The following is a 23107-nucleotide window of genomic DNA, read 5'->3' as shown; positions in this document are numbered from 1 at the left end:
GATCAAGGAGATCGCGCCCGAGTCGGAGGTCACCGCGTGAGCGACATCCGGAACGTCATCGTCATCGGCTCCGGCCCCGCCGGGTACACCGCCGAGCACCCGCAGCAGGCGGCCGGAGCCGGGCAGTCGGTAGACCCGCCGCTCACCCGGGTCCGCAAGCGGCTCGGCCACCTCCCGCAGGAAGCAGTTCAGCAGGGGCGCGACCGCATGGGCGTCGGCGCGGGCCGCGACGGCCTCGGCCGGGTCGGCGCCGGCGGCGGGCGGGGGGTTGAGGTGCACGCGATCCACTCGTTCTCTACGGTCCGTATCTGCGGGAAGACGATCAGTATGTCTGTCGTCGGCACCTGCCCTACGCCCTACTCGTACCCGAGGAGCCCGTCCGTGCACCGTCCCCCCAGCGCCGAGGCCGAGGTCGCCGCCGAACTGGCCGACGTCCGCCCCGAACTCGCGTCACGGTACGCGGCCGAGCTCCCCGGGGCCCGGGCGGCCGTGCTGACCCGGCTGTGGCGTGCGCTCGCGCACGAGCCGCTGCCCTGGATCGCCCGGCGTCGGCCGGGCCGGCACGGCCTCACCCTGCGTCTCACCGACGGCCGCCGGTTGCACGGCCCGCACCCGGACCCGTACTCCACCGCCGCGTACGTCACCGCCGTGCGGCTCGACGGGACGCCGTACGACGATCCGGCCCGGCTGCTGACCGACCTCGCCGTACCGCACGGTACGTCGTTCGCCGCCGAACTCGGCCACAGCGTCGCCTCGTTGGCGCTGTCACGAGCGGGGCAGGACGCTCATCGCGAGCAGTGGCCGCTGCTCGACTGGGAGTGGGAGCAGCGGGTGGTCGACGGGCATCCGTTCCACCCCAACTGCCGTTCCCGGCCCGGTTTCTCGGTCGCCGAGCAGTTGGCGTACGGGCCCGAGCACGGGCCGGTGGTCAGGCTGGGGACGGTGCCGGTGCGGGCGGACGAGTGCCTGGTGACGGGTGCGTGGCCGCAGGGCATGCGGGACGGGGAGCGGCTGCTGATCCCGGTGCATCCCTGGCAGGCCGAGCATGTGCTCAAGCGTCCCCACGACTCCTACGGCGACGAGATGGCCGCACACCCGCTGATGTCCCTGCGGACGCTCGCGCTCCCCGAAGGCCCGCACGTCAAGACCGCGTTGAGCGCCCGGCTGACGTCCTCGGTGCGGGACATCTCGGTGTACTCCATCGGTCTGTCGGCCACGCTGTCGGACTTCGCGGCGACCCTCGCGGCGCGCACGGACGGGCTGCTGCACGTCACCCGCACCCTGGGGGCGGCGACCGCCCACTCGCCCGATCTGGCGGCGGTGCTGCGCGAGTCGCCGCAGGAGTACGCGGGGCACGGGGAGCGCGTCGTACCGGTGGCCGCGCTCGCCACCACCGGGCTGCCGTCATCCCCCGCCTGGCTGGCCGGGTTCACGCGTCTCGCCCTCACCGTGGGGCTGCGTCTGCTGGAGCTGGGGGTCGCGCTGGAGGCGCACGGCCAGAACCTGCTCGTGGTGCTGTCCCCGAGCGGCTCCCCGGTACGCCTGGTCTACCGCGACCTCGCCGACATCCGGGTCAGCCCGGCCCGGCTGGCCCGGCACGGCATCGCGATGCCGGAGCTGACCGGCCGGATCGTCACGGACGACGTGACGACCCTGCGCCGCAAGCTGTTCGGCTCGCTGGTGGCGGGGGCGCTGGCGGGTACGGCCGGTTCGGGGGCCGCGTTGCGCGGGGCGCTGGAGTCCGTCGTACGGGATCTGCCGGGCACCCCCGATCTCGTGGCGCTGCTCGACGAGCCGCTGCCCACGAAGGCGCTGACGCTGATGCGGCTGGTGCCGGGGACACCCGGGGACCAGTGGGCCAAGCTGCCCAATCCGCTGGCGACCGAGGTGTTCTGACCTCGTTTTGAAGCCGGCCGCCCTTGATCAATAGGATCCGCCGATGATCAGAACACAACGGCTGGCGGCCGGGGTCTGTGCCCTGCTCGCCGCGCTCACGGCCGGGATGGCCTTCCCGGCCGGGGCGATGGCCGACGAGACCACCGCCACCGCTCCGAAGGTCGATCTCGTGATCGACGTCAGCGGCTCGATGCGGGCGAAAGACATCGACGGCCGGTCCCGGATGGCGGCCGCGAAGCAGGCCTTCAACGAGGTGCTGGACGCGACGCCCGAGGAGGTACAGCTCGGCATCCGCACCCTCGGCGCCAACTACCCCGGCGACGACCGCAAGACGGGCTGCAAGGACACGGCGCAGCTCTACCCGGTCGGCCCGCTGGACCGCACCGAGGCCAAGACGGCGGTGGCGACCCTCACGCCCACCGGCTGGACGCCGATCGGCCCCGCGCTGCTGAAGGCGGCCGACGACCTCGACGGCGGCGAGGGCTCCAAGCGCATCGTGCTGATCAGCGACGGTGAGGACACCTGCGCCCCGCTCGACCCGTGCGAGGTGGCCCGGGAGATAGCCGCCAAGGGCATCGGGCTGACCATCGACACGCTCGGCCTGGTCCCGAACACAAGGATGCGGCAGCAGTTGAGCTGTATCGCCGAGGCGACCGGCGGGACGTTCACGTCGGTCGAGCACACCGACGAACTCGCCGACAAGGTCAACCAGTTGGTGGACCGCGCGGCCGACCCGGTGGTGACGCCGGTCGCGACCGAGGGCGCCGAGCGGTGCGCGAAGGCGCCGACGCTGAAGTCCGGGCTGTACACCGACCGGGAGGAGTTCGGGCAGCAGCGCTGGTACCGCGTGCGGGTCCCGCACGGCTGGGAACTGCGCGCCTCGGTGAGCGTCGCGGCCGACCGCGCGGTGAACCCGGCGTACGGGCTGCTGCTGCGGGCGGTGACCGAGCGCGGGCGGGAGATCGTGCGCGGCGAGGCGGCGGGCAACGGCCGTACCGATGTGATCTCGACAGGGCTGCGTTACCCGAAGGCCGAGTCGCAGGACGTGGCGGGCGAGGTCGCGCCCGAGACCGTGTGCCTGCAGGTCACCCACTCCTTCGCACCGGCCGGTGGCGTGCAGACCACCCCCGGTCTGCCGCTCGAACTGACCGTCGATGTGGTGCACGGGCCCAGCGCGTCGAGCGACGTGGCCTCCTTCGGTCTCGGGCGCGGCTGGTGGCTGCTGGGCGCGCTGGTCCTCACCGGCTTCCTCGCCGGTCTCGTCTGGGGCTGGCTGTCACGCTGGCGGGTCGCGGTCTGGAGGACCAACTGATGTGGATCACCCGCGTGTTGAGCGCTGCCCTGCTCCTGCTGGAGCTCGCGGTCACCCCGGCCGTCGCCGACTCCTCGCCCTCCCCGAGCGCGTCGCAGGACGACGGCGCGCCGACCGAGGCGGGCACCTCCTTCCGTACGGCGACCGAGATCGAGCAGGGCCGGACGGCCACCGCGAGCGGCTCCACGGGCGACTACCTGTACTGGTCGTTCCCGGCGGACGCCGGACAGCGCCCCACCGTCCACGCGAAGGTGAAGCTGCCGGAGGCGCACGCCGCCCAGACCTGGCAGCTCGACGTGTACGACGGCCTGCGGCGCCGCCAGTCCTGTCAGTCCGGGGCACAGACGCGCACCGCCGCGGCGGACGCCGCCTCCGTCGGGCCGACCTGTGTTCTGCGCACCGTCCGCGCCTGGTCCGAGCCGTGGGCCAACGATCCGCTGCCGGGCACGTACTACATCCGGCTGACGGTCGTGGACCTGGCGACCTCCGACCTCGGACTGCCCGTCGACGCCGAGGTCCGGGTCGACTCCAAGGACATCGGCGGGGCGGCGGCGGTCGACGGGTCGCTGGCCCGTCCGCTCGTGCCGGGGGCCGGCGCCGTCTCCGACAGCGGCGAGGAGGAGTCGACCGAGCAGGCACTGCTCGCGAGCCTCGAACCCAGCGGCGGCTGGGCGTCCGGCTGGTGGTCCGACCGATGGGTGTGGACGGCGGTCGGCGGCGCGCTGGCCGCGCTCGCGGGGGTCGGCGGGTACGCGCTGACGCGCGGGTCGGGACGGCCGTCGCTGGTGCCGCCCGGCGCCTGACGTCTCGCCAACCGACCTGAAAGGGCTCGCCGTCCTCGACAGCGGGCCCTTTTCGTCATCCCTCCCGCAGCACCTTGGCGAGGGTTCCGTCGCCGGTGACCTCGATACGGCCGTCCCGAACGCCGTCGGCCACCTTCAGCTCCCCCCGGGCGACCGCCTCACACGTCCCGGAGTCCAGCACCAACCGCGCATCCGGCTCCCCGGGAGCGGGCCCGTCACCGTAGACCGGCCCGTCCTCGGCGCCCACGTGCAGATGGAAGTCCCCTTCCTCCAACCGGACCTCGACCAGCCCCTCACCCTCCAGCGAGCGCAGCAGCGGCAGCGCGAACCAGTGCGCGCGCACCGCGTCGGTGGGCCGCCGCTCGCCGAGCTCGGCCCGCCCCCACTCCCCCAGCGCCTGGAGGACCGGCAGCAACGTCCGTCCGCGCGGGGTGAGTTCGTACACGTACGCCGCGCCGGGCGGCGGCAGCCTGCGCCGCGTGCTGAGCCCGTCGCGCTCCATGTCCTTCAGCCGGGAGGCGAGTACGTCCGTGCTGACGCCCGGCAGATCGGCGTGCAGGTCGGTGTAGCGCCGCGGGCCGGCCAGCAGCTCCCGGACGATCAGCAGGGTCCAGCGGTCGCCGACGAGGTCGAGCGCGCGGGCGGCGGAGCAGTACTGGTCGTAGCTTCGGCGAGGTGACATGCGACGCAGTCTAGACATGTTGTTGGACTTTCCAAGCTCGAACTTGGTAAAACCAAGCAACACACGAATCCGGAGGGGCGCGCGCATGGAGTTCCGGCAGTCGAGCAAGCTGAGCGAGGTCTGTTACGAGATCCGCGGCCCGGTGATCGAGCAGGCGAACGCGCTGGAGGAGGCGGGCCACAGCGTGCTGCGCCTCAACACGGGCAACCCCGCCCTCTTCGGCTTCGAGGCGCCGGAGGAGATCCTCCAGGACATGATCCGGATGCTGCCCCGGGCGCACGGCTACACCGACTCGCGCGGCGTCCTCTCCGCCCGCCGGGCCGTGGCCCAGCGCTACCAGACGCTGGGTCTGGAGGTCGACGTCGACGACGTCTTCCTCGGCAACGGCGTGTCCGAGCTGGTCTCCATGGCCGTACAGGCACTGGTCGAGGACGGCGACGAAGTCCTCGTCCCCGCCCCGGACTTCCCGCTGTGGACGGCGGTGACGACCCTCGCCGGCGGCAAGGCGGTCCACTACCTCTGCGACGAGCAGGCCGACTGGTACCCGGACCTGGACGACATGGCGTCGAAGATCACGGACCGCACGCGCGCCGTGGTCATCATCAACCCGAACAACCCCACCGGCGCGGTCTACCCCAAGGAGATCGTCGAGGGCATCCTCGACCTCGCCCGCCGCCACGGCCTCATGGTCTTCGCCGACGAGATCTACGACCAGATCCTCTACGACGGCGCCGTGCACCACTCGGCCGCGGCCCTCGCCCCCGACCTCGTCGTCCTCACCTTCTGCGGACTGTCGAAGACGTACCGGGTGGCGGGCTTCCGCTCCGGCTGGCTGGTGGTCACCGGCCCCAAGCAGCACGCGAAGGACTATCTGGAGGGCCTGACGATGCTGGCCTCCATGCGGCTGTGCGCCAACGCGCCCGCGCAGTACGCCATCCAGGCCGCGCTCGGCGGCCGGCAGTCCATCGCCGACCTCACCGCCCCGGGCGGCCGCCTGCACGAACAGCGCGATGTGGCCTGGGAGAAGCTCAACGAGATCCCCGGCGTGTCCTGCGTGAAGCCGAAGGGCGCGCTGTACGCGTTCCCGCGGATCGATCCCAAGGTGCACAAGATCCACGACGACGAGAGGTTCGTCCTGGACCTGCTCCTGCGGGAGAAGATCCAGGTCGTGCAGGGCACCGGCTTCAACTGGCCGGCACCCGACCACTTCCGGATCCTGACCCTGCCGTACGCGGACGACCTGGAGGCGGCCATCGGGCGGATCGGGCGGTTCCTGAGCGGGTACCGGCAGTGACGCCAGGGCCGGTTGAGCCGGGCCTGTCCGTGTGCGCGGATTCGCGATCACAGAGAACGGGGATGCCGTAGAGTGCGGCCACTGATCTCTGGGGCCGGGGATGGGGGAAGCGGCAGGTGTTCTCGTCTCTTCGGAGTGAGCCCGGCTCGTCACCGTACTTACGTGGCCGTATCGCCCTGCTGGTCCTGCTCGTTGTCGCCGGGGGCAGCCCGTGGGCGCAGCAGCCGGTCCTGGACTTCTACATCGAGACGTTCTACACCGGGGATTCCGGCAGCGAGACCCTGCGCACGCTCGTCGAGGCGGCGTTCGTCCCGGGCTGGCAGTACTCCGCCGGAGAGTACGGCAGCGTGACCTTTCTGGTCATCGACGACGTCTGCGTCGCGGCGCTGCTCGCCGGGCTCGCGTTCTTCGCGTGGCACCTGATGCGCCGCCGGGCGAGCCGGCCGCGCTGCCTCGTCGCGGGTGTGGCGGCGGCCGGGCTGGCGTGCCTGCTGCGGTTCGGTCTGCTCAAAGCCTTCGTCTCCGACGAGCAACTCGCGCCGACCGGCACCTTGCTGAAGAACCTCATGCTCTCGGCCCTCGTCTTCGGCCTGGCGGTCGGTGTGCTGCTCGCGCTGCCGACCCTCGGGCTGCCCCGCGCACGTGTCCCGAAGTCCGTCACCGCCCGAAGGACGTCACCGGCCATGATGAGAAAGGGAGGGCTCGGCATGACGACCACCCCACAGGTACGCATGCCGGTCGGGAGCGCACCGGGTGACGTCACCCGCTATCTGTGCGCCGCGGCCTACGTGGACGAACGCTTCGCCGACCGGGTGGTGGACGAGGTCCTGGCCGACGAGGCCAGTGCCGTGGCCCCCTCACCCGATGTCGACCTGGTGGCGGTGGCACGCCACTGCCTGACGGCACAGGAGCTGCGTCACCACCGCGATGTGCGCCTCGCGGGGGCGTTCGCCGCCGTGGCGCTGCTCGCACCGCTGTGGCTGCTGTACGTCGCGCTGCTGCTGTCGACCACCCGACGCCCCGCCTCCCAGCCGAGCCTGGCCACCCGCGGCCACCACCAGCCCGACAGGAAGGTGCTGGTGGGCAGCGCCATCACGGCGGGGGCGGTGCTCCTGCTCGCCTTCTACTTCCGCTTCGTCGTCACGGCTGTGCCCGCGCCGGGCTTCGTCGACTGGCTGCTCGGCGCCTATCTGGGCGGGGCACCGGCCGTCATGGCGTCGATCGGGGCGGTGGCGTTCGCCTACGCGACGGTCGTGGACCACGACCTGGAGATCGACCGGCTGCTGCGCACCACCATGACCCGCGACACGTTCGCCCGGCAGCCCCGGCCCACCGTCCCCCGGCGGCAGTGGATGGCCGAGCGGCTCGCGGCCGTCCAGGAGGCCCAGACCGGCAACGTCACCGTGTACAGCGGATACACCCCGTTCGTCGGCTACTCGGAGACCAGCTCCAAGTGGTCGCTCGCGGTGCCGCTCCTGCCCGCCGACGACCGTGTCGGCATCAGGGCCCGCCCCGCGGAGCCGGAGCCCTTCACGGTCGCCGAGCTCGTCGACCACGTCCGCGCACGACTGCGCGCGGTCGCCGAGCGCGGCGTCGCCGACGGGACGGCGGAACCCGGCCAGGAGGCTCTCGGCTCCCTCGTCATCGAGGACCGGATCTTCGCGAGCGGGACGACCATCGGTGACGACGAACGGTTCATCGAGGCGGAGCGCGGCATCACCCCGAACGTCCGGCTGTCCCCCGAAGAGGTCGAGCGGATCATGCTGCGTCCGACCGGTACCGTCCGCCACTATCTGGCGGCGCACGTGCCGATGTGGGGCGGGGACGTGGTGCCGAGCGTGTTCCTGCACTTCTCGACCGCGGGCAGAACGCTGCACCTGCACTGCGACAACCACGTGCTCGGCCCGGTGGCCGCGGACTACCACGTCGTGGACCGGCTGCGTGGCCCCCTCGGCGCCGACGGCAGGCGCGGCCTGCTGCTGGCCTCCCTCGCCCGCACCGGCGGCGCGTTCTTCGCCGCGCCCTCCCGAGCGCTGCGCCACGCCCGCTTCGAGAACCGGCACACCCGGCGCATGGTGGACGAACTCAAGGCCATGGAGCAGGACCCGGTCTTCGACTACGGCGCCCGGGTGAGCATCCGGGAAATGGCGCTGAGCCCCGAGTACCACAACTACTTCCAGGTCGTGGACGCCCGGCGGATCACCTCCCTCGTGGAACTCCACACCCTCGCCGCCATCCGGGAGTTCCTGGACGAGCGCGGCTACGACATCACCGACTTCCGCGCCCAGCAGCAGACCATCCTCAACCAGGGGCTCATCCAGCAGGGCGGCATGAGCATCATCGGCAACCAGGCGATCGGCGCGGGCGCGACCGCCACCCAGAACATCCCGCAACAGTCCGGCGCCTCCGCTCCGAGCGCCGCCGGCGGCTCCGACAAGTAGGGGACTTCATCATGCGCAACGACGAAGGGCGCCACGACCCTCCCGTCAACAACGGCCTCATGATCAGCGGCGGCACCCACTACGTGGGCAACCAGGCCGTGGGCCCCGGCGCCCAGGCGTTCTCCGGCTCGGTCTCCTTCCAGACGCAGGACCCCGAGCAGGCCGCACGCACCGCCGAACTCCTCGCCGTCGTCGAGCGGTTGCTGGAGGAGCACCGCGCGGCACTCGCCGACCCCGAGGCCACCACCAGGGAACTGCGCCGGCTGCGCGAGGAACTCCAGGAGGAGGAACCGCAGCCGACCGTCCTGCGGCGCGCCCTCGACCGGCTGAACGAATTCGTCCAGCCGGTTGCCCCGCTCGTCGTCGCGGTCGGTCAACTGGCGGCGTCGGTGCAGGGTCTTCCGGGGGCCTGAGCCCGACCGTTCGGCCTTCGCAACCCTCGCGCCTCCGCGCCTCCGCACCTCCGCACCTTCGCACCTTCGCACCTCCGCACCTCCGCACTTTCGTACGTCCCCGTCCGCGGGCCTGTCGACGGCCGCCCGGCCCAGTCCACCCTGCGGGGCTCGGCAGCGCTGTGCGCCAGGAGGCGCGGCGGCGGGTGCCATGGATCCGCTCGCATCGGATCGGGGCCGCCTTCGTCGGCCCGTTGCGCCGGGCAGGGGAGACCGCCGAGCTCATCGGGCTGCGCGACGTACAGGTCGACGCGATCCGCGCGCTTCCCGGGGCGCCGGTGGCGCAAGGGAGCTTCCTTCGCGTGCTCACGGCCAGGCTGCTCGGGCTGCCGGCGGCGGACGGGCCGCTGTTCCAGTGGGTGACGGGGACGGTGTGCCGGCTGGGCACGGAGCACGGGCTGCCAGCACGGGCTGCCGGTGATACGCCGGGTGGAATGTCAGACCCGGGTCGTAGCCTTCCCGGCAGTGGGGGCGCGTGTCCGAGCGCCCGGGAAGGAGCACGCCGTGACCAGGCCACCGACCGCAGCGCAGCGGCGTGTCATCGACGCCGCCGATCCCGTCACGGGACGCCTCAGGGGTACGGAGGCGCAGCTGGCCGCGCTGGTGAAGCGGGGGCTCGCCTTCCGGCACCCGCGGCCGCCGCACGATCACTTTCTGACGCCGGCGGGGCATCGGATACGGGAGGCGCGGCCGCAGCGCCCCGAGTCCGCCGAGGAGGATCCCGCGAGCACCGGCGTGTTCGCCGCGCGCATCGGCGGCGAGGAGGACGCGCCGGCGCCGGGGCCGTCCCGCGTCCGTGAGGTGCACAGCGCCTGGCAGGGTCTGCTGGAGCTGCGCCGGATGACCAATCCGGACGGGGCCGTGGACCGGCCGTGCGGCTGGGAGCGTACGCATCTGGTGCAGGCCGCCGCGCTCGCCCTGGAGGCCGCCGGGCACACTCCGGCGGGGCCGGGCCCCGAGGAGGGCTACCGGGTGCGGGCCACCCCGCAACCGGAGGCGGTCGCCGTGCACGACCCGGACGGCGCGCGGCTGCGGGCCTGCGCCGCCACCCTGGACGGGGCGGGGTGGCAGGTCGGCGAACACACCGAGCCTCGTACAAGAGCGCGATATCTGCTGGCATCCCCGAGACGGATGTAGGGGGCACATGTCAGGATCGGAACAACCAGGAAGCGCACGCGAAGGGGAAGTCGTGACCGAGTCGTTCTCCGTTCCGGTGACCGTCCGTGGCTATGAGACGGATGTACAGGGACACCTCAACCAGGCGGTGTACCTGAACTACGCCGAACACGCCCGCTGGGCGCTGCTCCAGGCGGCCGGGATCAGCCAGACCGGACTCGTCTCCAGGGGCGTGGGGCCGGTGGCCCTGGAGACGACCATCCGCTACAAGCGGGAGCTGCTCGCGGGCGACGAGGTCGAGGTGACGTGCGCCTTCGTCTGGAGCGGCGGCAAGACGTTCAGCATCGAGCAGACCATCCGCAGGACCGACGGCACGGTGGCGGCCGAGATCACGGCGGTGGGCGGCATCCTGGACCTCAAGGAGCGCAAGCTGGTCGCCCGCCCCGACGAGATCTTCAAGGAACTGGCGTCGGACCCGAGCCTGTTCGGGCTCTAGCCATACCGGCGGACCGCTCGCCGTGGGCGCTGGTGCCGGCGGCGGCGGTGTTGAAGAAGCGGCAGAACTGAGCACAACCATTCGGATACCCCGAGGGTCACACCATGCAGGAGCAACCAGCTCCAATGGATACCAGGGGGAAATATGCGATACGCGCGCTCTGTCCTGTCCGCCGCCGCCTTAGCGGCCCTGACGGTGGGGACCACGGCCGCCCTGACGGCGCCCGCCTCCGCCGCACCCAACACCACACCGCAGAAGGTCTGCGGAAGCAGCTACAAGACCGTGAACTCCGCGGCCGTCGGCTCGCTGGGCACCGTCTACCTGACGTACAACGCCACCAACGGCAAGAACTGCGTGGTGACCATCCGCAGCAACCCGGGCACCGCGATGGACATGTCCTCGTGGATCGGCGTCCCCGACACCGGTGAGTACGACGAGGACTACGGGCGGTACACCTCGTACGCCGGACCGACCTACGTCTACGGCAAGGGCTACTGCGTGGACTGGGGCGGCCACATCAACAACGTGCACGTGCAGGTCACGGGCTCCAACTGTGGCTCGCTGAAGGAGCACCGGGTGACCTTCACCCGCTGACCCGCCACAGTGACGCCGCTCGCCCCGGCAGGACTCCCGGAGTTCTGCCGGGGCGAGCGCGTGTCGCCGACGGGGCGACTAGGCGGCCTTCCGCCAGATCGTCATGTCCATCTGGACGAAGGCGAGATCCGGCACCGCGGTGGACTTCGTCTGGATCACGAGCAGCGCGATGTCCCCGGAGGAGTGCTTGACGCAGATCTCGCTGCCGTTCGCCGTCGAGGCCAGCGGCCAGCGGTGGCTCTTGGCGCTGGCGAGCATGAGCCGGCACTCGTCGAGGGACGTCCCCGGCTCACCGAAGATCTGGACGAAGACGCTGGTGTCGCTGTCCAACGCGCAGCCGGCGTCCTTGCAGTCGAAGCGGATGTCTCCCTTGCGGTCGTCGCGTTGGAACGGCTTCTCGAAGCTCAGCGAGGTCTTCGCGTCCAGCATCTGGAGGGGGTTCGGAATGGCTTGCGGCGACTTGGACGCGGCCGGGGAGGAGGCCGACGCGTTCGGTGCCCCGCCCCCGGATCCCGTCTCGGCCCCGGACCCCGCCTCGGACCCGGATACCGATGGCGGCGTCGTCGACGACTCCGCATCCGCCTCCGCACCCGACTTCGAGTTCGAGTTCGACTGCGCGGACCGGGAGGAGTCCTCGGAGCCGGACGTCGACAGCGCGCCCGCGACCCAGTCGCGGAGCCTGTCCCCCGCGTCCGGGACCCCCCATGTCAGGCCCGTCAGCACCAGGGCCCCGGCCGCCACGGCCGCGGTCGTGATCAGCGCGGTGCGCCGTCCGCGCGCCCGCCGCGCGTCCGGCCCCGCCGACTGCTGCTGTGGCTGCGTGACGACGAACGGCCGGGTCTGCACCCGGGTGGAGTCGGGGACCGGCGACGGAACCGTCACCTGCGGCCCCATGATCTCCCGCCAGACGGCCGGGCCCGCGCCCGCGTCGGCGTCCGCGCCCAGCCGCCGTCGGCACCACTCGACGATCTCCGCCAGGGACGCCCGCTCCTGCGGGTCCGTGGCCAGGCATCGGTCGAGCAGCGGACGCAGCGGCTCGGGCAGTGCGGACAGGTCGGGTCTCTCATGCACGATCCGGTACAGCACGCTGGGCGCGGAGCCCTCCCCGTACAGCGGCCGGCCCAGCGCCGCGAACGCCGCGGTCTGGCCCAGCGCGAAGACGTCGGTCGCCGTCGTGACCTCACCCGCGGACGCCTGCTCGGGAGCCATGAAGTGGGGCGTGCCGACGGCGGAGCCCGTGGCGGTGTAGGAGGTGAAGTCGGCGGCCAGCGAGATGCCGAAGTCGATCACACGCGGCCCGTCGGCGGCGAGCAGCACGTTCGACGGCTTCAGGTCCCGGTGCACGATTCCCGCACCGTGGATGGCCTGCAACGCCTCGGCCACCCCCGCCACCAGCCACAGCACCGCGGGCACCGGCAGCGGTCCACGGCGGGCGACGGCCTGCGTCAGGGAGGGGCCGGGCACGTAGAGCGTGGCCGACCAGGGCGGGACGCCGTCCGCGTCGGCGTCGATCAACTCGGCGGTGTAGGCGCCGCGCACCCGCCGGGCCGCCTCCACCTCCCGGCGGAACCGCCGCCTGAATTCCGGGTCGTCGGCCAGCTCCGGCCGTACCACCTTGACCGCCACCGGTCGGCCGCCCTGCGTGTGCGACAGGTAGACCCGGCCCATGCCACCCGCGCCGAGCCGGGCGGCGAGGCGGTACCCGGCCACCACGGGCGGGTCGTCCGCCTGGAGTGGCTCGAACACCTCGGTCGCGTCGCTCATGGGCCGCTTCCCCCCTCATCCCCTGAATCCCCGGTCAACGTCACATTGACCGAGGCAGAAGCTTAAGCGGAATTCGGATACGGGAAGCCACGGCCACCTGGGAAGCTCCCGCTTCATGGCCGCACGACGCATCAGACCCAGCCTCTGGATCTCCGTCGACATCGAGGCCGACGGCCCGGTCCCGGGTCCGTACTCCATGCTGGGCCTCGGCGCGGCGGTCGCCGACGTGCAGGACGCGGACGGGTTCACGGCGGCCGATCCCGAAAAGCAGACCTCCTACCGTGAACTGCACCCGATCAGCGAGGAGTTCGTGCCCGAGGCGCCGCCACACGTTCCCCCAAGCTCTCGACCTCATGGAGTGGTGGGGGCCCGGGTCGCCGTCCCGGTGAGCTCCTCCCCCGCCTCCATCGGGTGGGTCACGTCATGGGCGTCCCGGCCACCGTCGCCGAGGTGGTTGAAGACCAGGTTCAGCAGCACCGCCGCCACGCAGCCCGTCGAGATGCCCGAGTCCAGGACGATCCTCGCCGTCTCCGGGAAGGCGTGGTAGAACTCCGGCGCCGTGATCGGGACGATGCCGACGGCCAGCGAGACGGCGACGATCAGGACGTTGTTGTCCTTGTCCAGGCCGGCCCGGACGAGCGTCTGGATGCCGCTCGCGGCCACGGAGCCGAACAGGACGACGCCCGCGCCGCCGAGCACCGGGCGCGGTACGACCGCGATGAGCGAGGCGGCCATCGGGCACAGGCCCATCAGCACCAGGAAGCCGCCGCCCACGGCGACGACGTACCGGCTGCGGATCTTCGTCATCGCGACCAGGCCGATGTTCTGCGCGAAGGCGCTGCACATGAAGCCGTTGAAGAGGGGGCTGATCGCCGAGCCGAGGGTGTCGGCGCGCAGGCCCGCGGCGATGGTCTTCTCGTCGGCCGGGCGGTCGACGATCTCACCGAGCGCCAGCATGTCGGCGGTCGATTCGGTCATGGAGACCACCATCACCACGCACAGCGAGATGATCGCGGCGAGCTGGAACTGCGGGGCACCGAAGTGGAACGGCGTCGGGAAGCCGATGACGTCCGCGTCCGCGACCGGGCCGAAGTCCGTGACTCCGAACGGGATCGCGATCAGCGTGCCGGCGACCAGGCCGAGCAGTACGGCGATCTGCTTGACGAAGCCCGTGGTGAAGCGGCGCAGGAGCAGGACGATCAGCAACGTTCCCGCCGCCAGGCCCAGGTTCGTCGCCGAACCGTAGTCGTGCGCGGCCGGGTTCGGGCCCTGCGCCCAGCCGAAGGCGACGGGCAGCAGGGAGATGCCGATCAGCGTGATGACCGTACCCGTCACCACCGGCGGGAAGAAGCGGACGGCCTTGCTGAAGAAGGGGGCGGCGAGGAAGCCCAGGAGGCCGGCGACGATGACCGCGCCGAAGATGATCGGCAGCGCGTCGGACTTGTCCTCGGTGGAGGCGACGATCGCGGTCATGGGGGCGACGCCCGCGAAGGTGACGCCGTTGACGAAGGGCAGCCGGGCGCCGATCTTCCAGACGCCGAGGGTTTGCAGGAAGGTGGCCAGGCCCGCGGTGAACAGGCAGGCGCCGGTGAGGAAGGTCAGGTCGGTGGCGGTCAGGCCTATGGCCGCGCCGACGATCAGGGGTGGGGCGACGACTCCCGCGTACATGGCGGCCACGTGTTGGAGGCCGGTGGTCGCCATTTTCAGGGCGGGGAGTTTCTCGTCAACGGGGTGGTCGGCCACTGCGGCTTCCCTCCGGTCGGTTACACGGCCGCGCACTTGGCTGCCGTGGGTTTCAGGGAGGTGGTGCGGGTGGTCGTGCGGGACCGGGCATACAGGTGACGGGTGACCGTTCCGGGGCGCGCGCGTCCACGCACGCCCCGGGGACGGCCGCCATGGACCCCGCTCGGGTCCACGGCTACCGGCCGGGAGCCGTCCCTCCCGGCCGGAGTCATCCGGGTGTTCAGCCCTGCGCGGCGATCCTCGCCAGCCGCTGTGCCTCGTCCCGCGTCGAGCGGGCGATCGCGTCCTCGTCGGCCGTGAGCAGCCGCCCGTCCGCCACGATCTGGCGTCCGTTCACGAACGACGCCGTGACCGGGGCCGCCGCGCCGAAGACCAGCGCGGTCACCGGGTCGGCGATGGAGGCGTGGGCGAGGGTGTCCAGCTTCCACAGCACGAGGTCGGCCAGCTTGCCGGCCTCCAGCGAGCCGATCTCGTTCGCGCGGCCGAGGACCTGGGCGCCGCCGTACGTGCCGAGCCGCAGGGCCTGCCGGGCGTTCAGCGCCGCTTCCCTGTGGGCGCCGAGGCGGTTGATGAGCAGGGCGTTGCGCAGTTCGGTGTGCAGTTCGCCGGACTCGTTGGACGCCGTGCCGTCGACGCCGAGGCCGACCGGGACGCCGGCCCTGAGCATGTCGGGGACGCGGGCGATGCCGGCCGCGAGGCGGGCGTTGGAGGAGGGGCAGTGGGCGACACCGGTCTTCGTGCGGGCGAAGGCGGCGATGTCGGAGTCGTTCATGTGGACGCAGTGCGCCATCCACACGTCCTCGCCGAGCCAGCCGGTGGACTCGAAGTAGTCGGTCGGGCCCATGCCGAACAGCTCGTGGCAGAACTTCTCCTCCTCCACGGTCTCCGAGCCGTGGGTGTGCAGCCGTACACCGAGGCGGCGGGCCAGCTCGGCGCCGTCGCGCATGAGTTCCGTCGAGACGGAGAACGGGGAGCAGGGGGCGACGGCGACCTGGGTCATCGCGTCGAAGGAGGCGTCGTGGTGCTGCTTGACGGTCTCCTCGGTCGCGGCCAGCGCGCCTTCGAGGGTCTCCACCGCGAAGTCCGGCGGCAGCCCGCCGTCCTTCTCGCTGCGGTCCATCGAGCCACGGGCGAGGGTGAAGCGGACGCCCATGTCGCGGGCGGCGCGGATGATGGCGCCGGACAGGTCGCCGGAGTCCTTCGGGAAGACGTAGTGGTGGTCCATGGCGGTGGTCACGCCACCGCGGGCCATCATCGCCAGCGAGCCCTGCGCGGCCGAGTGCACCATCTGCTCGTCGATGCGCGCCCAGGTCGGATAGAGGGCGACGAGCCAGTTGAAGAGGTTGTGGTCCGTGGCCAGACCCCGGGTGATCCACTGGTAGAAGTGGTGGTGGGTGTTGATCAGGCCGGGGGTCACCAGGTGCCCGGTGGCGTCGATGCGGCGTACGACGTTCTCCAGGCCCTCGGGGGCCTTGCCCGCGCCGAGCGACTCGATGCGGTTGTCCGCGATGACGATGTGGCCCGTGGCGTACTCGGTGTCGTTCGCGTCCACCGTCGCGATCGAACAGTTCTCGATGACGATGCGCTGGGCTGCTGCCATGATTCGTCCCTTTGAACGAGTGATGTGCTGATGTGGAGAGGGCACGGCAGGACCCCTGGGGATTTGAGTACCGCGGCCGGGGGCCTTCACAAGCCCGGGCCTCAAAAGCCCGCCCCGTCGGCCGCGGGTGCCGAAATGGAGTTGCTGGCTTACAGGTTGGTGAGATCCTCGGGGATCCTCGCCTCACAGCCGTCCCGCAGGATGGTGGCCTCGATCAGGCCGTAGGGGCGGTCGGCGGCGAAGTACACCTCGTTGTCGTTCTTCAGCCCGAACGGCTCCAGGTCCACCAGGAAGTGGTGCTTGTTCGGGAGGGAGAAGCGGACCTCGTCGATCTCGCTGCGGTTGTTGATGATGCGCGCGCCCATCTGGTAGAGCGTCTGCTGGAGCGAGAGCGAGTAGGTCTCGGCGAAGGCCTGGAGCATGTGCTTCTTGGTCTGCTCGTAGGACTTCTCCCAGTTGGGCATCCGCTGCTCGTCGTCGGTCCAGTTGAACCGCCAGCGGCCGGAGACCTGGGTGGCCAGGATGCGGTCGTACGCCTCCTTCAGCGTCGTGTACTTGTCCTTGACGTAGCCCCAGAACTCGGAGTTGGTCGAGTTCATCACGACGAGGTCCTTCAGACCGGAGACGACCTCCCACTTCTCACCGTCGTAGGTGATCTGCGTGAGCCGTGTCTCCTGGCCCTTGCGGACGAAGGAGTGCTTGACCTCGTCGGAGCCGATGAACTGCGAGTTGGCGTCGGAGGCCTCGATCCGCTCCCAGGCGTACTCCTCGATGCGGATCCGGGCCCGGTGGATCGGCTCCTGCGAGGTCACGAAGTGCCGGGCGAGGTGGATGCCGAACTGCTCGGCGGACTCGATGCCGTACTCCTTGGCGAACGCGTACACCGTGTTCTTGGTGGTGTCGGTCGGCAGGACGTTGGCGTTCGAGCCGGAGTAGTGGACCTCGTCCATGTCGCCGGAGAGCGCGACCGAGACATTGAGGTCCTTGATGTGGTGGGTGGCGCCGTCCCGCGTGATCTTTACGACTCGGTTCTCGGCCTTGCCGTACTGGTTCTGTCCCAGGATCGTGGGCATGTCTGCTAGCTCCCTCGGTAAACGGAGTAGCCGAACGGGTTGAGCAGCAGCGGTACGTGGTAGTGCTCCCCGGGCTGCACGGCGAAGGTGATCGCCACCTCGGGGAAGAACACGGCACCGCTGTCCCGATTCGCGGGGGCGTCCTGCTGCGCATCGGCTTGCTTCTTCGCGAATTTCTCGAAGTAGGACTCGACGGCGAAGTCGAGCCGTACGTGGGTGGTCCCCTCCGGCAGCGCCGGGAGGTCCTTGCACCGCCCGTCCGCGTCGGTCGCGGAGCCGCCGAGCGCCTGCCAGTGCGCATCCCGGCCCGAGCGGGCGGAGAGCTGGACGGCGACGGCCTCGGCGGGGCGGCCGACGCTGGTGTCCAGGATGTGCGTGGACACGGAGGCGGTGGTGCTGGTGCTCATGGTCAGGCGTCCTCTTCAGTCTTCTCCGACGAGTCGGGCGAGCCGGATACGGTTGATCTTGCCCAGCTCGGTGCGGACGATCTCCCGCTCCTGCTCCGGCGAGTTCCCGATCCGTTCCTTGACCGCGTCGCGCATCTGCTCGCCGGTCCGGCCGGTGGCGCAGATCAGGAAGACGTGGCCGAACCTGTCCTGGTAGGCCAGGTTCAGTTCGAGCATCTCCGCCCTGAGTTCCTCGGAGGCGCCGGCCATACCGCGCTGCTCCCGGGCCGAGGCCGGGTCGCCCGGCTTGGGGCGGCCGATCGGCGGGTGCCCGGCCATCGCCTCCTGGAGGTCCTCGGTGGTCAGCTCGGCCATGGCGGCGTCACTGGCGGCGAAGAGGTCGTCGGCGGTGGCGTAGGGGCGGGCGGCGAGCAGCCGCTTCGCCCATGCCGTGGAGGCGCACGCCTCGTGGAGAGCGGCGAAGGCCGCGTGCTCCTCCAGGGCGTTGAACCGGGTCAGGCCCGGGGGCGTGGAATTCGACGTCACGGGAGCCTCCGTGGCCGCGCAGGGCCTTCGTACTGAACGGGCGTGCCGATAGCTAACGCCCTACGACGACGAGACGTCAACACTTTGTTGAAAATTCGCGGTGACGAAACCGGGCGGCCCCCGCGGCCCCCGTCAGGGGTTCTTCTCCCGGTTCAGGTAGTTGTAGACCGTGAAGCGGCTCACCCCGAGCGCGCTCGCCACGGTCTCCACACCGTGCCGTACGGAGAAGGCGCCACGCGCCTCCAGTATCCGCACGACCTCCTGCTTGGCCTTGCGGTCCAGCTCCGCCAGGGGCCTGCCCTTCCTGCGCTCCATGGCGGCCAGGATGTGGTCGAGGGAGTCGGCCAACTGGGGCAGGCGTACGGCGACGACGTCGGCACCCTCCCAGGAGAGCACGACATCCTCGGGGCCGGCCTCGTCCGGCGGGAGGATCTCGCCGCCCATGGCGTCGACCAGCGGCTTCACGGCCGCGATGAAGGACTCGTCCCCGGTCCCGGTCACTCCTCGCCCTCCCCGACCACGTTGAGCTGGAGCGAGATCCGGGTGGCGCCGGCCTCCAGGGTCTTGCGCAGCAGGGCGTCCACGGCCGTGAGTACGACGTCGGCACCGCCCTCCGCCGTGTTGCCGAAGGGGCCGACGTCCACCGCGTCGAGCTCGGCCACCTCGATGACCTCGCGGGCCACCAGCGCGTGCGCGGGCGCCTCGTCGAGGTCGAACGGCTCGGTCGTGAACTCCACTCTCAATCGCACGCGCTCAACCTAACGCGCGCACGGATGGTTCGGGCAGCCCCTTCCTCCTCCGGCACGACCCCTCTTGACAAGCCCCGACACACGGCGGCAATCTTCCAATACGCAGAAACTAACTTCCGTATTACGGAATCTCGACAACGGAAGGGAGCGCCGGCGACATGGGATTCGCAGAGCAGCGCTTCAACGTCAACCTGTCGATCCTCTTCACGGAACTCCCGCTCCTGGAGCGCCCGGCGGCCGCCGCCGCGGCCGGCTTCACGGCGGTCGAGCTGTGGTGGCCCTGGGTCGACTCCCCCACCCCCGAGCAGTCCGAGCTCGACGCCCTGCAGAAGGCGATCGAGGACGCGGGCGTCCAGCTCACGGGCCTGAACTTCTACGCCGGCCGGCTGCCCGGCCCCGACCGCGGCGCCCTGTCGGTCCCCGGCGAGGAGTCGGAGAAGTTCCGCGCCAACATCGACGTGGCCGCGGACTTCGCCGCCGCCCTGGACTGCAAGGCGCTCAACGCCCTGTACGGCAACCGCGTCGACGGCGTGGACCCGGCCGAGCAGGACACGCTGGCGCTGGAGAACCTGGTGCTGGCGGCCCGGGCCGCCGACCGGATCGGCGCGATCCTGCTGATCGAGGCCCTGAACAAGCCCGAGTCGCCGCTGTACCCGCTGGTCAGCGCGCCCGCCGCGGTGGGCGTCGTGGACAAGGTGAACGCGGCGACCGGTCTGGGCAACGCGAAGTTCCTGATGGACCTGTACCACCTGTCCATGAACGGCGAGGACCTGCCGTCGGTGATCGAGGAGTACGCCGCGAAGACCGGCCATGTGCAGATCGCCGACAACCCCGGCCGCGGCGGCCCGGGCACGGGCTCGCTGCCGCTGGAGGACCTCCTCGACCAGCTGCGGAAGGCCGGTTACGGCGGCTGGGTCGGCCTCGAGTACAAGCCCGGCGACCGCCCGAGCGCCGAGGCGTTCGACTGGCTGTCCCGCTGACCCCCCTGAACTGAGAGGTACCCCCGAATGAGCAACGCACCCGCAGCTTCTTCCCGCCCGACCCGCCCGGCGATCGCCTGGATCGGCCTCGGCATCATGGGCTCCCCCATGTCCGAGAACCTGATCAAGGCGGGTTACCAGGTCACCGGCTTCACACTGGAGCAGGACAAGCTGGACCGCCTGGCCGCCGCCGGCGGCACGGTCGCCGGTTCGATCGCCGAGGCCGTGAAGGACGCGGACGTCGTCATCACGATGGTCCCGGCCTCCCCGCAGGTCGAGGCCATCGCCTACGGCCCCGACGGCATCCTGGAGAACGCCAGGTCCGGCGCGCTGCTGATCGACATGTCCTCGATCACCCCGCAGACCTCGGTCGACCTGGCGAAGGCGGCCAAGGACAAGGGCATCCGCGTCCTGGACGCGCCCGTGTCCGGCGGCGAGGCCGGCGCGATCGAGGCCGTGCTGTCGATCATGGTCGGTGGCGAGCAGGCCGACTTCGACACCGCGAAGCCGATCTTCGAGGCGCTCGGCAAGACCATCGTGCTGTGCGGTCCGCACGGCTCGGGCCAGACCGTCAAGGCGGCCAACCAGCTGATCGTCGCCGTGAACATCCAGGCGTGCGCCGAGGCCGTGGTCTTCCTGGAGAAGTCGGGCGTGGACCTGAACGCCGCGCTGGACGTCCTGAACGGCGGCCTGGCGGGCTCCACCGTGCTGACGCGCAAGAAGGACAACTTCCTGAACCGGGACTTCAAGCCCGGCTTCCGGATCGACCTGCACCACAAGGACATGGGCATCGTCACGGACGCCGCCCGAGGCGTCGGCGCGGCCCTGCCGGTCGGCGCCGTGGTCGCCCAGCTGGTCGCGTCCCTGCGTGCGCAGGGCGACGGCGGCCTGGACCACTCGGCCCTGCTGCGGGCCGTGGAGCGCCTGTCCGGCGCCCAGGTCTGACCGACCCCGAGACTTCCGGGCGGCGCCTCCGCTGACACCTGTCCTGTCGCGCCCAGGCGGGGGCGTCGCCCGGAATCAACTTCAACAAACTGTTGACGCTCAGTTTCCCTCACTTCTACGCTCCACCAAGCGGAAACAGTTTTCCGCTGCCACCAGCACGGAAGTGCCACCGCATGGAAGGTCCACGATGTCGAAGCGCGTGCTCACCACCGAGTCCGGCGCCCCGGTCGCCGACAACCAGAACTCCGCCTCCGCCGGCGTCGGCGGCCCGCTCCTGCTCCAGGACCAGCACCTCCTGGAGAAGCTGGCGCGCTTCAACCGCGAGCGCATCCCGGAGCGCGTGGTGCACGCCCGTGGCTCCGGCGCGTACGGCCACTTCGAGGTGACCGACGACGTCACCGGCTTCACCCACGCCGACTTCCTCAGCGAGGTCGGCAAGCGGACCGAGGTGTTCCTGCGCTTCTCCACCGTGGCCGACAGCCTCGGCGGCGCGGACGCGGTCCGCGACCCGCGCGGTTTCGCGGTCAAGTTCTATACGGCGGAGGGCAATTACGACCTCGTCGGGAACAACACCCCGGTGTTCTTCATCAAGGACCCGATCAAGTTCCCCGACTTCATCCACTCGCAGAAGCGCGACCCGTTCACCGGCCGCCAGGAGCCGGACAACGTCTGGGACTTCTGGGCGCACGCCCCCGAGGCCACGCACCAGGTGACATGGCTGATGGGCGACCGCGGCATCCCGGCGTCCTACCGCCACATGAACGGCTACGGCTCGCACACCTACCAGTGGACGAACGCCGCGGGCGAGGCGTTCTTCGTCAAGTACCACTTCAAGACCAACCAGGGCATCCGCTGCCTGAGCAGCGAGCAGGCCGCCGAGCTCGCGGGCAAGGACCCGAGCTCCCACCAGACGGACCTGCTCCAGGCCATCGAGCGGGGTGTGCACCCGTCCTGGACGCTGTACGTGCAGCTCATGCCGGCGGCCGAGGCGGCCGACTACCGCTTCAACCCCTTCGACCTCACCAAGGTCTGGCCGCACAAGGACTACCCGCTCCAGCGCGTGGGCCGGCTGGTCCTGGACCGCAACCCGGACAACGTCTTCGCCGAGGTCGAGCAGGCCGCGTTCTCGCCGAACAACTTCGTGCCCGGCATCGGTCCTTCCCCGGACAAGATGCTCCAGGGCCGCCTGTTCGCCTACGCGGACGCCCACCGCTACCGCCTGGGCGTCAACCACACCCAGCTCGCGGTCAACGCCCCGAAGGCCGTGCCGGGTGGCGCCGCCAACTACGGCCGTGACGGCTTCATGGCGACCAACGCCCAGGGCCGCGCGGCGAAGAACTACGAGCCGAACTCCTACGACGGCCCGGTGGAGACCGGCCGCCCCCTGTCGGCCCCGTTGGCGGTGACCGGCCACACGGGCACCCACGAGGCCCCTCTCCACACCAAGGACGACGACTTCTTCCAGGCCGGCGAGCTGTACCGCCTGATGTCCGCCGACGAGAGGTCCCGCCTGATCGCCAACATCGCCGGCGGCCTCTCCCAGGTCTCCCGCGACGACGTGATCGAGAAGAACCTGGCCCACTTCCACGCCGCCGACCCCGAGTACGGCAAGCGCGTGGAGGAGGCGGTCCGCGCCCTGCGCGAGGACTGACACCCGAGACGGCGTCCGTTTCCTGACAGGAGGTCATGAGACGGGCGCATCGCCCGCGCTCCCTCGCCGAGCGACCCGGATGAGGGGTGGTCGCCCGGCACGGGGCGCGGGCAACGAGGACCGCGGCGGCGTGCGAGCCAGTGCGGTGGTGAAGGTCCCGGCCTCCTTCTTCGACCTGAGGGAAGGAGCCCCCGGTTCCGTCGCATCCGCCGCGGTCCCAAGCCCCCCGAAGACCCCGTCCGGCGGCGCGAACGTCCTGTCGCGCCCAGCCTCGCACCGTCGGACGGCCACAACCGCATACCTCACCGGCCGAGGAGCGCCGGGTACGGACGATCCCGTGCCCGGCGCTTCTCGGCGTGCCGCGTGCGTACACCACCGGGCGTACGTCGGCTACGCAACCCTCAGATCAACCTCTGAACAGGCGCCGGAAGGCTTCAACCGCCCCCGGCACAGGGCACATTCTCCTCACACGGGGCCCGCCGGCACGGGGGCCGGCGCGCCGCTACTGCTTCCAGCCCATGGCCGGCGTACTGGTGGGTGTCGACTGCGGCCAGGACATGGCCATGGCCACGGTCACGGACCTG

Annotated in this window: 21 protein-coding genes and 2 pseudogenes; 13 read left to right on the top strand and 10 right to left on the bottom strand. The window is 71.0% G+C overall.

Annotated features, from left to right (window positions below; genetic code table 11):
* A pseudogene (locus ABZ078_RS41240) lies at window positions 1–279 on the bottom strand (hypothetical protein); the annotation flags it as partial.
* A 102-nt stretch (window positions 280–381) separates the two neighbouring features.
* On the opposite strand from ABZ078_RS41240, the gene ABZ078_RS41235 reads away from it, so the two are divergent.
* From ABZ078_RS41235 to ABZ078_RS41225, 3 genes are read left to right on the top strand one after another with little or no spacing between them, the layout of a single operon-like run.
* Window positions 382–1896, top strand: a complete 1515-nt coding sequence (locus ABZ078_RS41235; protein ID WP_356583671.1) for an IucA/IucC family protein — start codon at window positions 382–384, stop codon at window positions 1894–1896.
* 43 nt (window positions 1897–1939) lie between these two features.
* Window positions 1940–3208 (top strand): VWA domain-containing protein, encoded by a 1269-nt coding sequence (locus ABZ078_RS41230; RefSeq protein WP_356583670.1) that lies wholly within the window; start codon window positions 1940–1942, stop codon window positions 3206–3208.
* Window positions 3208–4011: a hypothetical protein gene (locus tag ABZ078_RS41225; RefSeq protein ID WP_356583669.1), complete on the top strand. Its 804-nt coding sequence runs from the start codon at window positions 3208–3210 to the stop codon at window positions 4009–4011. The genes ABZ078_RS41230 and ABZ078_RS41225 overlap by 1 nt, the downstream gene beginning before the upstream one ends.
* A gap of 55 nt (window positions 4012–4066) precedes the next feature.
* Here the strand turns inward: ABZ078_RS41225 and ABZ078_RS41220 are convergent, their stop codons facing one another.
* Window positions 4067–4693 carry a helix-turn-helix domain-containing protein gene (locus ABZ078_RS41220; protein ID WP_356583668.1) on the bottom strand — a complete coding sequence of 209 codons (627 nt, stop codon included), beginning with the start codon at window positions 4691–4693 and terminating at the stop codon, window positions 4067–4069.
* Window positions 4694–4778: 85 nt separating this feature from the next.
* On the opposite strand from ABZ078_RS41220, the gene ABZ078_RS41215 reads away from it, so the two are divergent.
* From ABZ078_RS41215 to ABZ078_RS41185, 7 genes and pseudogenes are all read left to right on the top strand, one after another.
* Entirely contained in the window at window positions 4779–5987 is a 1209-nt protein-coding gene (locus tag ABZ078_RS41215; protein WP_356583667.1) for a pyridoxal phosphate-dependent aminotransferase, read from the top strand.
* 116 nt (window positions 5988–6103) lie between these two features.
* Window positions 6104–8428, top strand: coding sequence for a hypothetical protein (locus ABZ078_RS41210; RefSeq protein ID WP_356583666.1), 2325 nt, complete (start codon window positions 6104–6106; stop codon window positions 8426–8428).
* Window positions 8429–8439: 11 nt separating this feature from the next.
* Window positions 8440–8841 (top strand): DUF5955 family protein, encoded by a 402-nt coding sequence (locus ABZ078_RS41205; protein ID WP_356583665.1) that lies wholly within the window; start codon window positions 8440–8442, stop codon window positions 8839–8841.
* A 164-nt stretch (window positions 8842–9005) separates the two neighbouring features.
* Window positions 9006–9334 (top strand): annotated as a pseudogene (locus ABZ078_RS41200) (histidine phosphatase family protein); the annotation flags it as partial.
* 50 nt (window positions 9335–9384) lie between these two features.
* On the top strand, window positions 9385–10017 hold the full coding sequence (locus ABZ078_RS41195; RefSeq protein ID WP_356583664.1) for a hypothetical protein: 633 nt from the start codon (window positions 9385–9387) through the stop codon (window positions 10015–10017).
* A 52-nt stretch (window positions 10018–10069) separates the two neighbouring features.
* Window positions 10070–10492, top strand: coding sequence for an acyl-CoA thioesterase (locus ABZ078_RS41190; RefSeq protein ID WP_356583663.1), 423 nt, complete (start codon window positions 10070–10072; stop codon window positions 10490–10492).
* 144 nt (window positions 10493–10636) lie between these two features.
* A complete protein-coding gene (locus tag ABZ078_RS41185) occupies window positions 10637–11086 on the top strand; it encodes a spore-associated protein (RefSeq protein WP_356583662.1) in 450 nt (149 codons plus the stop codon).
* Window positions 11087–11164: 78 nt separating this feature from the next.
* Here the strand turns inward: ABZ078_RS41185 and ABZ078_RS41180 are convergent, their stop codons facing one another.
* The 8 genes from ABZ078_RS41180 to ABZ078_RS41145 form a co-directional block, all read right to left on the bottom strand.
* Complete coding sequence (locus ABZ078_RS41180; RefSeq protein WP_356583661.1) at window positions 11165–12850, bottom strand: serine/threonine-protein kinase; 1686 nt, start codon at window positions 12848–12850, stop codon at window positions 11165–11167.
* A gap of 351 nt (window positions 12851–13201) precedes the next feature.
* Window positions 13202–14593 carry a nucleobase:cation symporter-2 family protein gene (locus ABZ078_RS41175; RefSeq protein ID WP_356583660.1) on the bottom strand — a complete coding sequence of 464 codons (1392 nt, stop codon included), beginning with the start codon at window positions 14591–14593 and terminating at the stop codon, window positions 13202–13204.
* A gap of 220 nt (window positions 14594–14813) precedes the next feature.
* Window positions 14814–16193 carry an 8-oxoguanine deaminase gene (locus tag ABZ078_RS41170; RefSeq protein WP_356583659.1) on the bottom strand — a complete coding sequence of 460 codons (1380 nt, stop codon included), beginning with the start codon at window positions 16191–16193 and terminating at the stop codon, window positions 14814–14816.
* 149 nt (window positions 16194–16342) lie between these two features.
* Window positions 16343–17266, bottom strand: coding sequence for a factor-independent urate hydroxylase (gene pucL, locus ABZ078_RS41165; RefSeq protein WP_356583658.1), 924 nt, complete (start codon window positions 17264–17266; stop codon window positions 16343–16345).
* Window positions 17267–17271: 5 nt separating this feature from the next.
* Entirely contained in the window at window positions 17272–17673 is a 402-nt protein-coding gene (gene uraH / locus ABZ078_RS41160; RefSeq protein ID WP_356583657.1) for a hydroxyisourate hydrolase, read from the bottom strand.
* A gap of 15 nt (window positions 17674–17688) precedes the next feature.
* Window positions 17689–18198: a 2-oxo-4-hydroxy-4-carboxy-5-ureidoimidazoline decarboxylase gene (uraD, locus tag ABZ078_RS41155; RefSeq protein WP_356583656.1), complete on the bottom strand. Its 510-nt coding sequence runs from the start codon at window positions 18196–18198 to the stop codon at window positions 17689–17691.
* 132 nt (window positions 18199–18330) lie between these two features.
* Complete coding sequence (locus ABZ078_RS41150) at window positions 18331–18699, bottom strand: helix-turn-helix domain-containing protein (RefSeq protein WP_356583655.1); 369 nt, start codon at window positions 18697–18699, stop codon at window positions 18331–18333.
* Window positions 18696–18947: a hypothetical protein gene (locus ABZ078_RS41145; RefSeq protein WP_356583654.1), complete on the bottom strand. Its 252-nt coding sequence runs from the start codon at window positions 18945–18947 to the stop codon at window positions 18696–18698. The genes ABZ078_RS41150 and ABZ078_RS41145 overlap by 4 nt, the downstream gene beginning before the upstream one ends.
* Window positions 18948–19105: 158 nt before the next feature.
* Between ABZ078_RS41145 and ABZ078_RS41140 the strand changes: the two genes are divergently transcribed.
* From ABZ078_RS41140 to ABZ078_RS41130, 3 genes are all read left to right on the top strand, one after another.
* Window positions 19106–19927 carry a TIM barrel protein gene (locus ABZ078_RS41140; RefSeq protein WP_356583653.1) on the top strand — a complete coding sequence of 274 codons (822 nt, stop codon included), beginning with the start codon at window positions 19106–19108 and terminating at the stop codon, window positions 19925–19927.
* A gap of 27 nt (window positions 19928–19954) precedes the next feature.
* Window positions 19955–20872 (top strand): 2-hydroxy-3-oxopropionate reductase, encoded by a 918-nt coding sequence (locus ABZ078_RS41135; RefSeq protein ID WP_356583652.1) that lies wholly within the window; start codon window positions 19955–19957, stop codon window positions 20870–20872.
* A 187-nt stretch (window positions 20873–21059) separates the two neighbouring features.
* On the top strand, window positions 21060–22523 hold the full coding sequence (locus ABZ078_RS41130) for a catalase (protein ID WP_356583651.1): 1464 nt from the start codon (window positions 21060–21062) through the stop codon (window positions 22521–22523).
* Window positions 22524–23107: the final 584 nt, after the last annotated feature.

The organism is Streptomyces sp. NPDC006385 (assembly GCF_040612485.1).
Lineage (GTDB): Bacteria > Actinomycetota > Actinomycetes > Streptomycetales > Streptomycetaceae > Streptomyces.
The sequence above is the reverse complement of the archived record's forward strand: the minus strand, read 5'-3'. Positions and strand labels throughout refer to the sequence as shown.

What these genes read in the sequence shown, in the direction of transcription:
- ABZ078_RS41230 (WP_356583670.1), top strand. Translation starts at nt 1,940, where the DNA reads ATGATCAGAACACAACGGCTGGCGGCCGGGGTCTGTGCCCTGCTCGCC.
- ABZ078_RS41225 (WP_356583669.1), top strand. Translation starts at nt 3,208, where the DNA reads ATGTGGATCACCCGCGTGTTGAGCGCTGCCCTGCTCCTGCTGGAGCTC.
- ABZ078_RS41220 (WP_356583668.1), bottom strand. Translation starts at nt 4,693, where the DNA reads ATGTCACCTCGCCGAAGCTACGACCAGTACTGCTCCGCCGCCCGCGCG.
- ABZ078_RS41215 (WP_356583667.1), top strand. Translation starts at nt 4,779, where the DNA reads ATGGAGTTCCGGCAGTCGAGCAAGCTGAGCGAGGTCTGTTACGAGATC.
- ABZ078_RS41205 (WP_356583665.1), top strand. Translation starts at nt 8,440, where the DNA reads ATGCGCAACGACGAAGGGCGCCACGACCCTCCCGTCAACAACGGCCTC.
- ABZ078_RS41185 (WP_356583662.1), top strand. Translation starts at nt 10,637, where the DNA reads ATGCGATACGCGCGCTCTGTCCTGTCCGCCGCCGCCTTAGCGGCCCTG.
- ABZ078_RS41180 (WP_356583661.1), bottom strand. Translation starts at nt 12,850, where the DNA reads ATGAGCGACGCGACCGAGGTGTTCGAGCCACTCCAGGCGGACGACCCG.
- ABZ078_RS41170 (WP_356583659.1), bottom strand. Translation starts at nt 16,193, where the DNA reads ATGGCAGCAGCCCAGCGCATCGTCATCGAGAACTGTTCGATCGCGACG.
- pucL (WP_356583658.1), bottom strand. Translation starts at nt 17,266, where the DNA reads ATGCCCACGATCCTGGGACAGAACCAGTACGGCAAGGCCGAGAACCGA.
- uraH (WP_356583657.1), bottom strand. Translation starts at nt 17,673, where the DNA reads ATGAGCACCAGCACCACCGCCTCCGTGTCCACGCACATCCTGGACACC.
- ABZ078_RS41140 (WP_356583653.1), top strand. Translation starts at nt 19,106, where the DNA reads ATGGGATTCGCAGAGCAGCGCTTCAACGTCAACCTGTCGATCCTCTTC.
- ABZ078_RS41135 (WP_356583652.1), top strand. Translation starts at nt 19,955, where the DNA reads ATGAGCAACGCACCCGCAGCTTCTTCCCGCCCGACCCGCCCGGCGATC.
- ABZ078_RS41130 (WP_356583651.1), top strand. Translation starts at nt 21,060, where the DNA reads ATGTCGAAGCGCGTGCTCACCACCGAGTCCGGCGCCCCGGTCGCCGAC.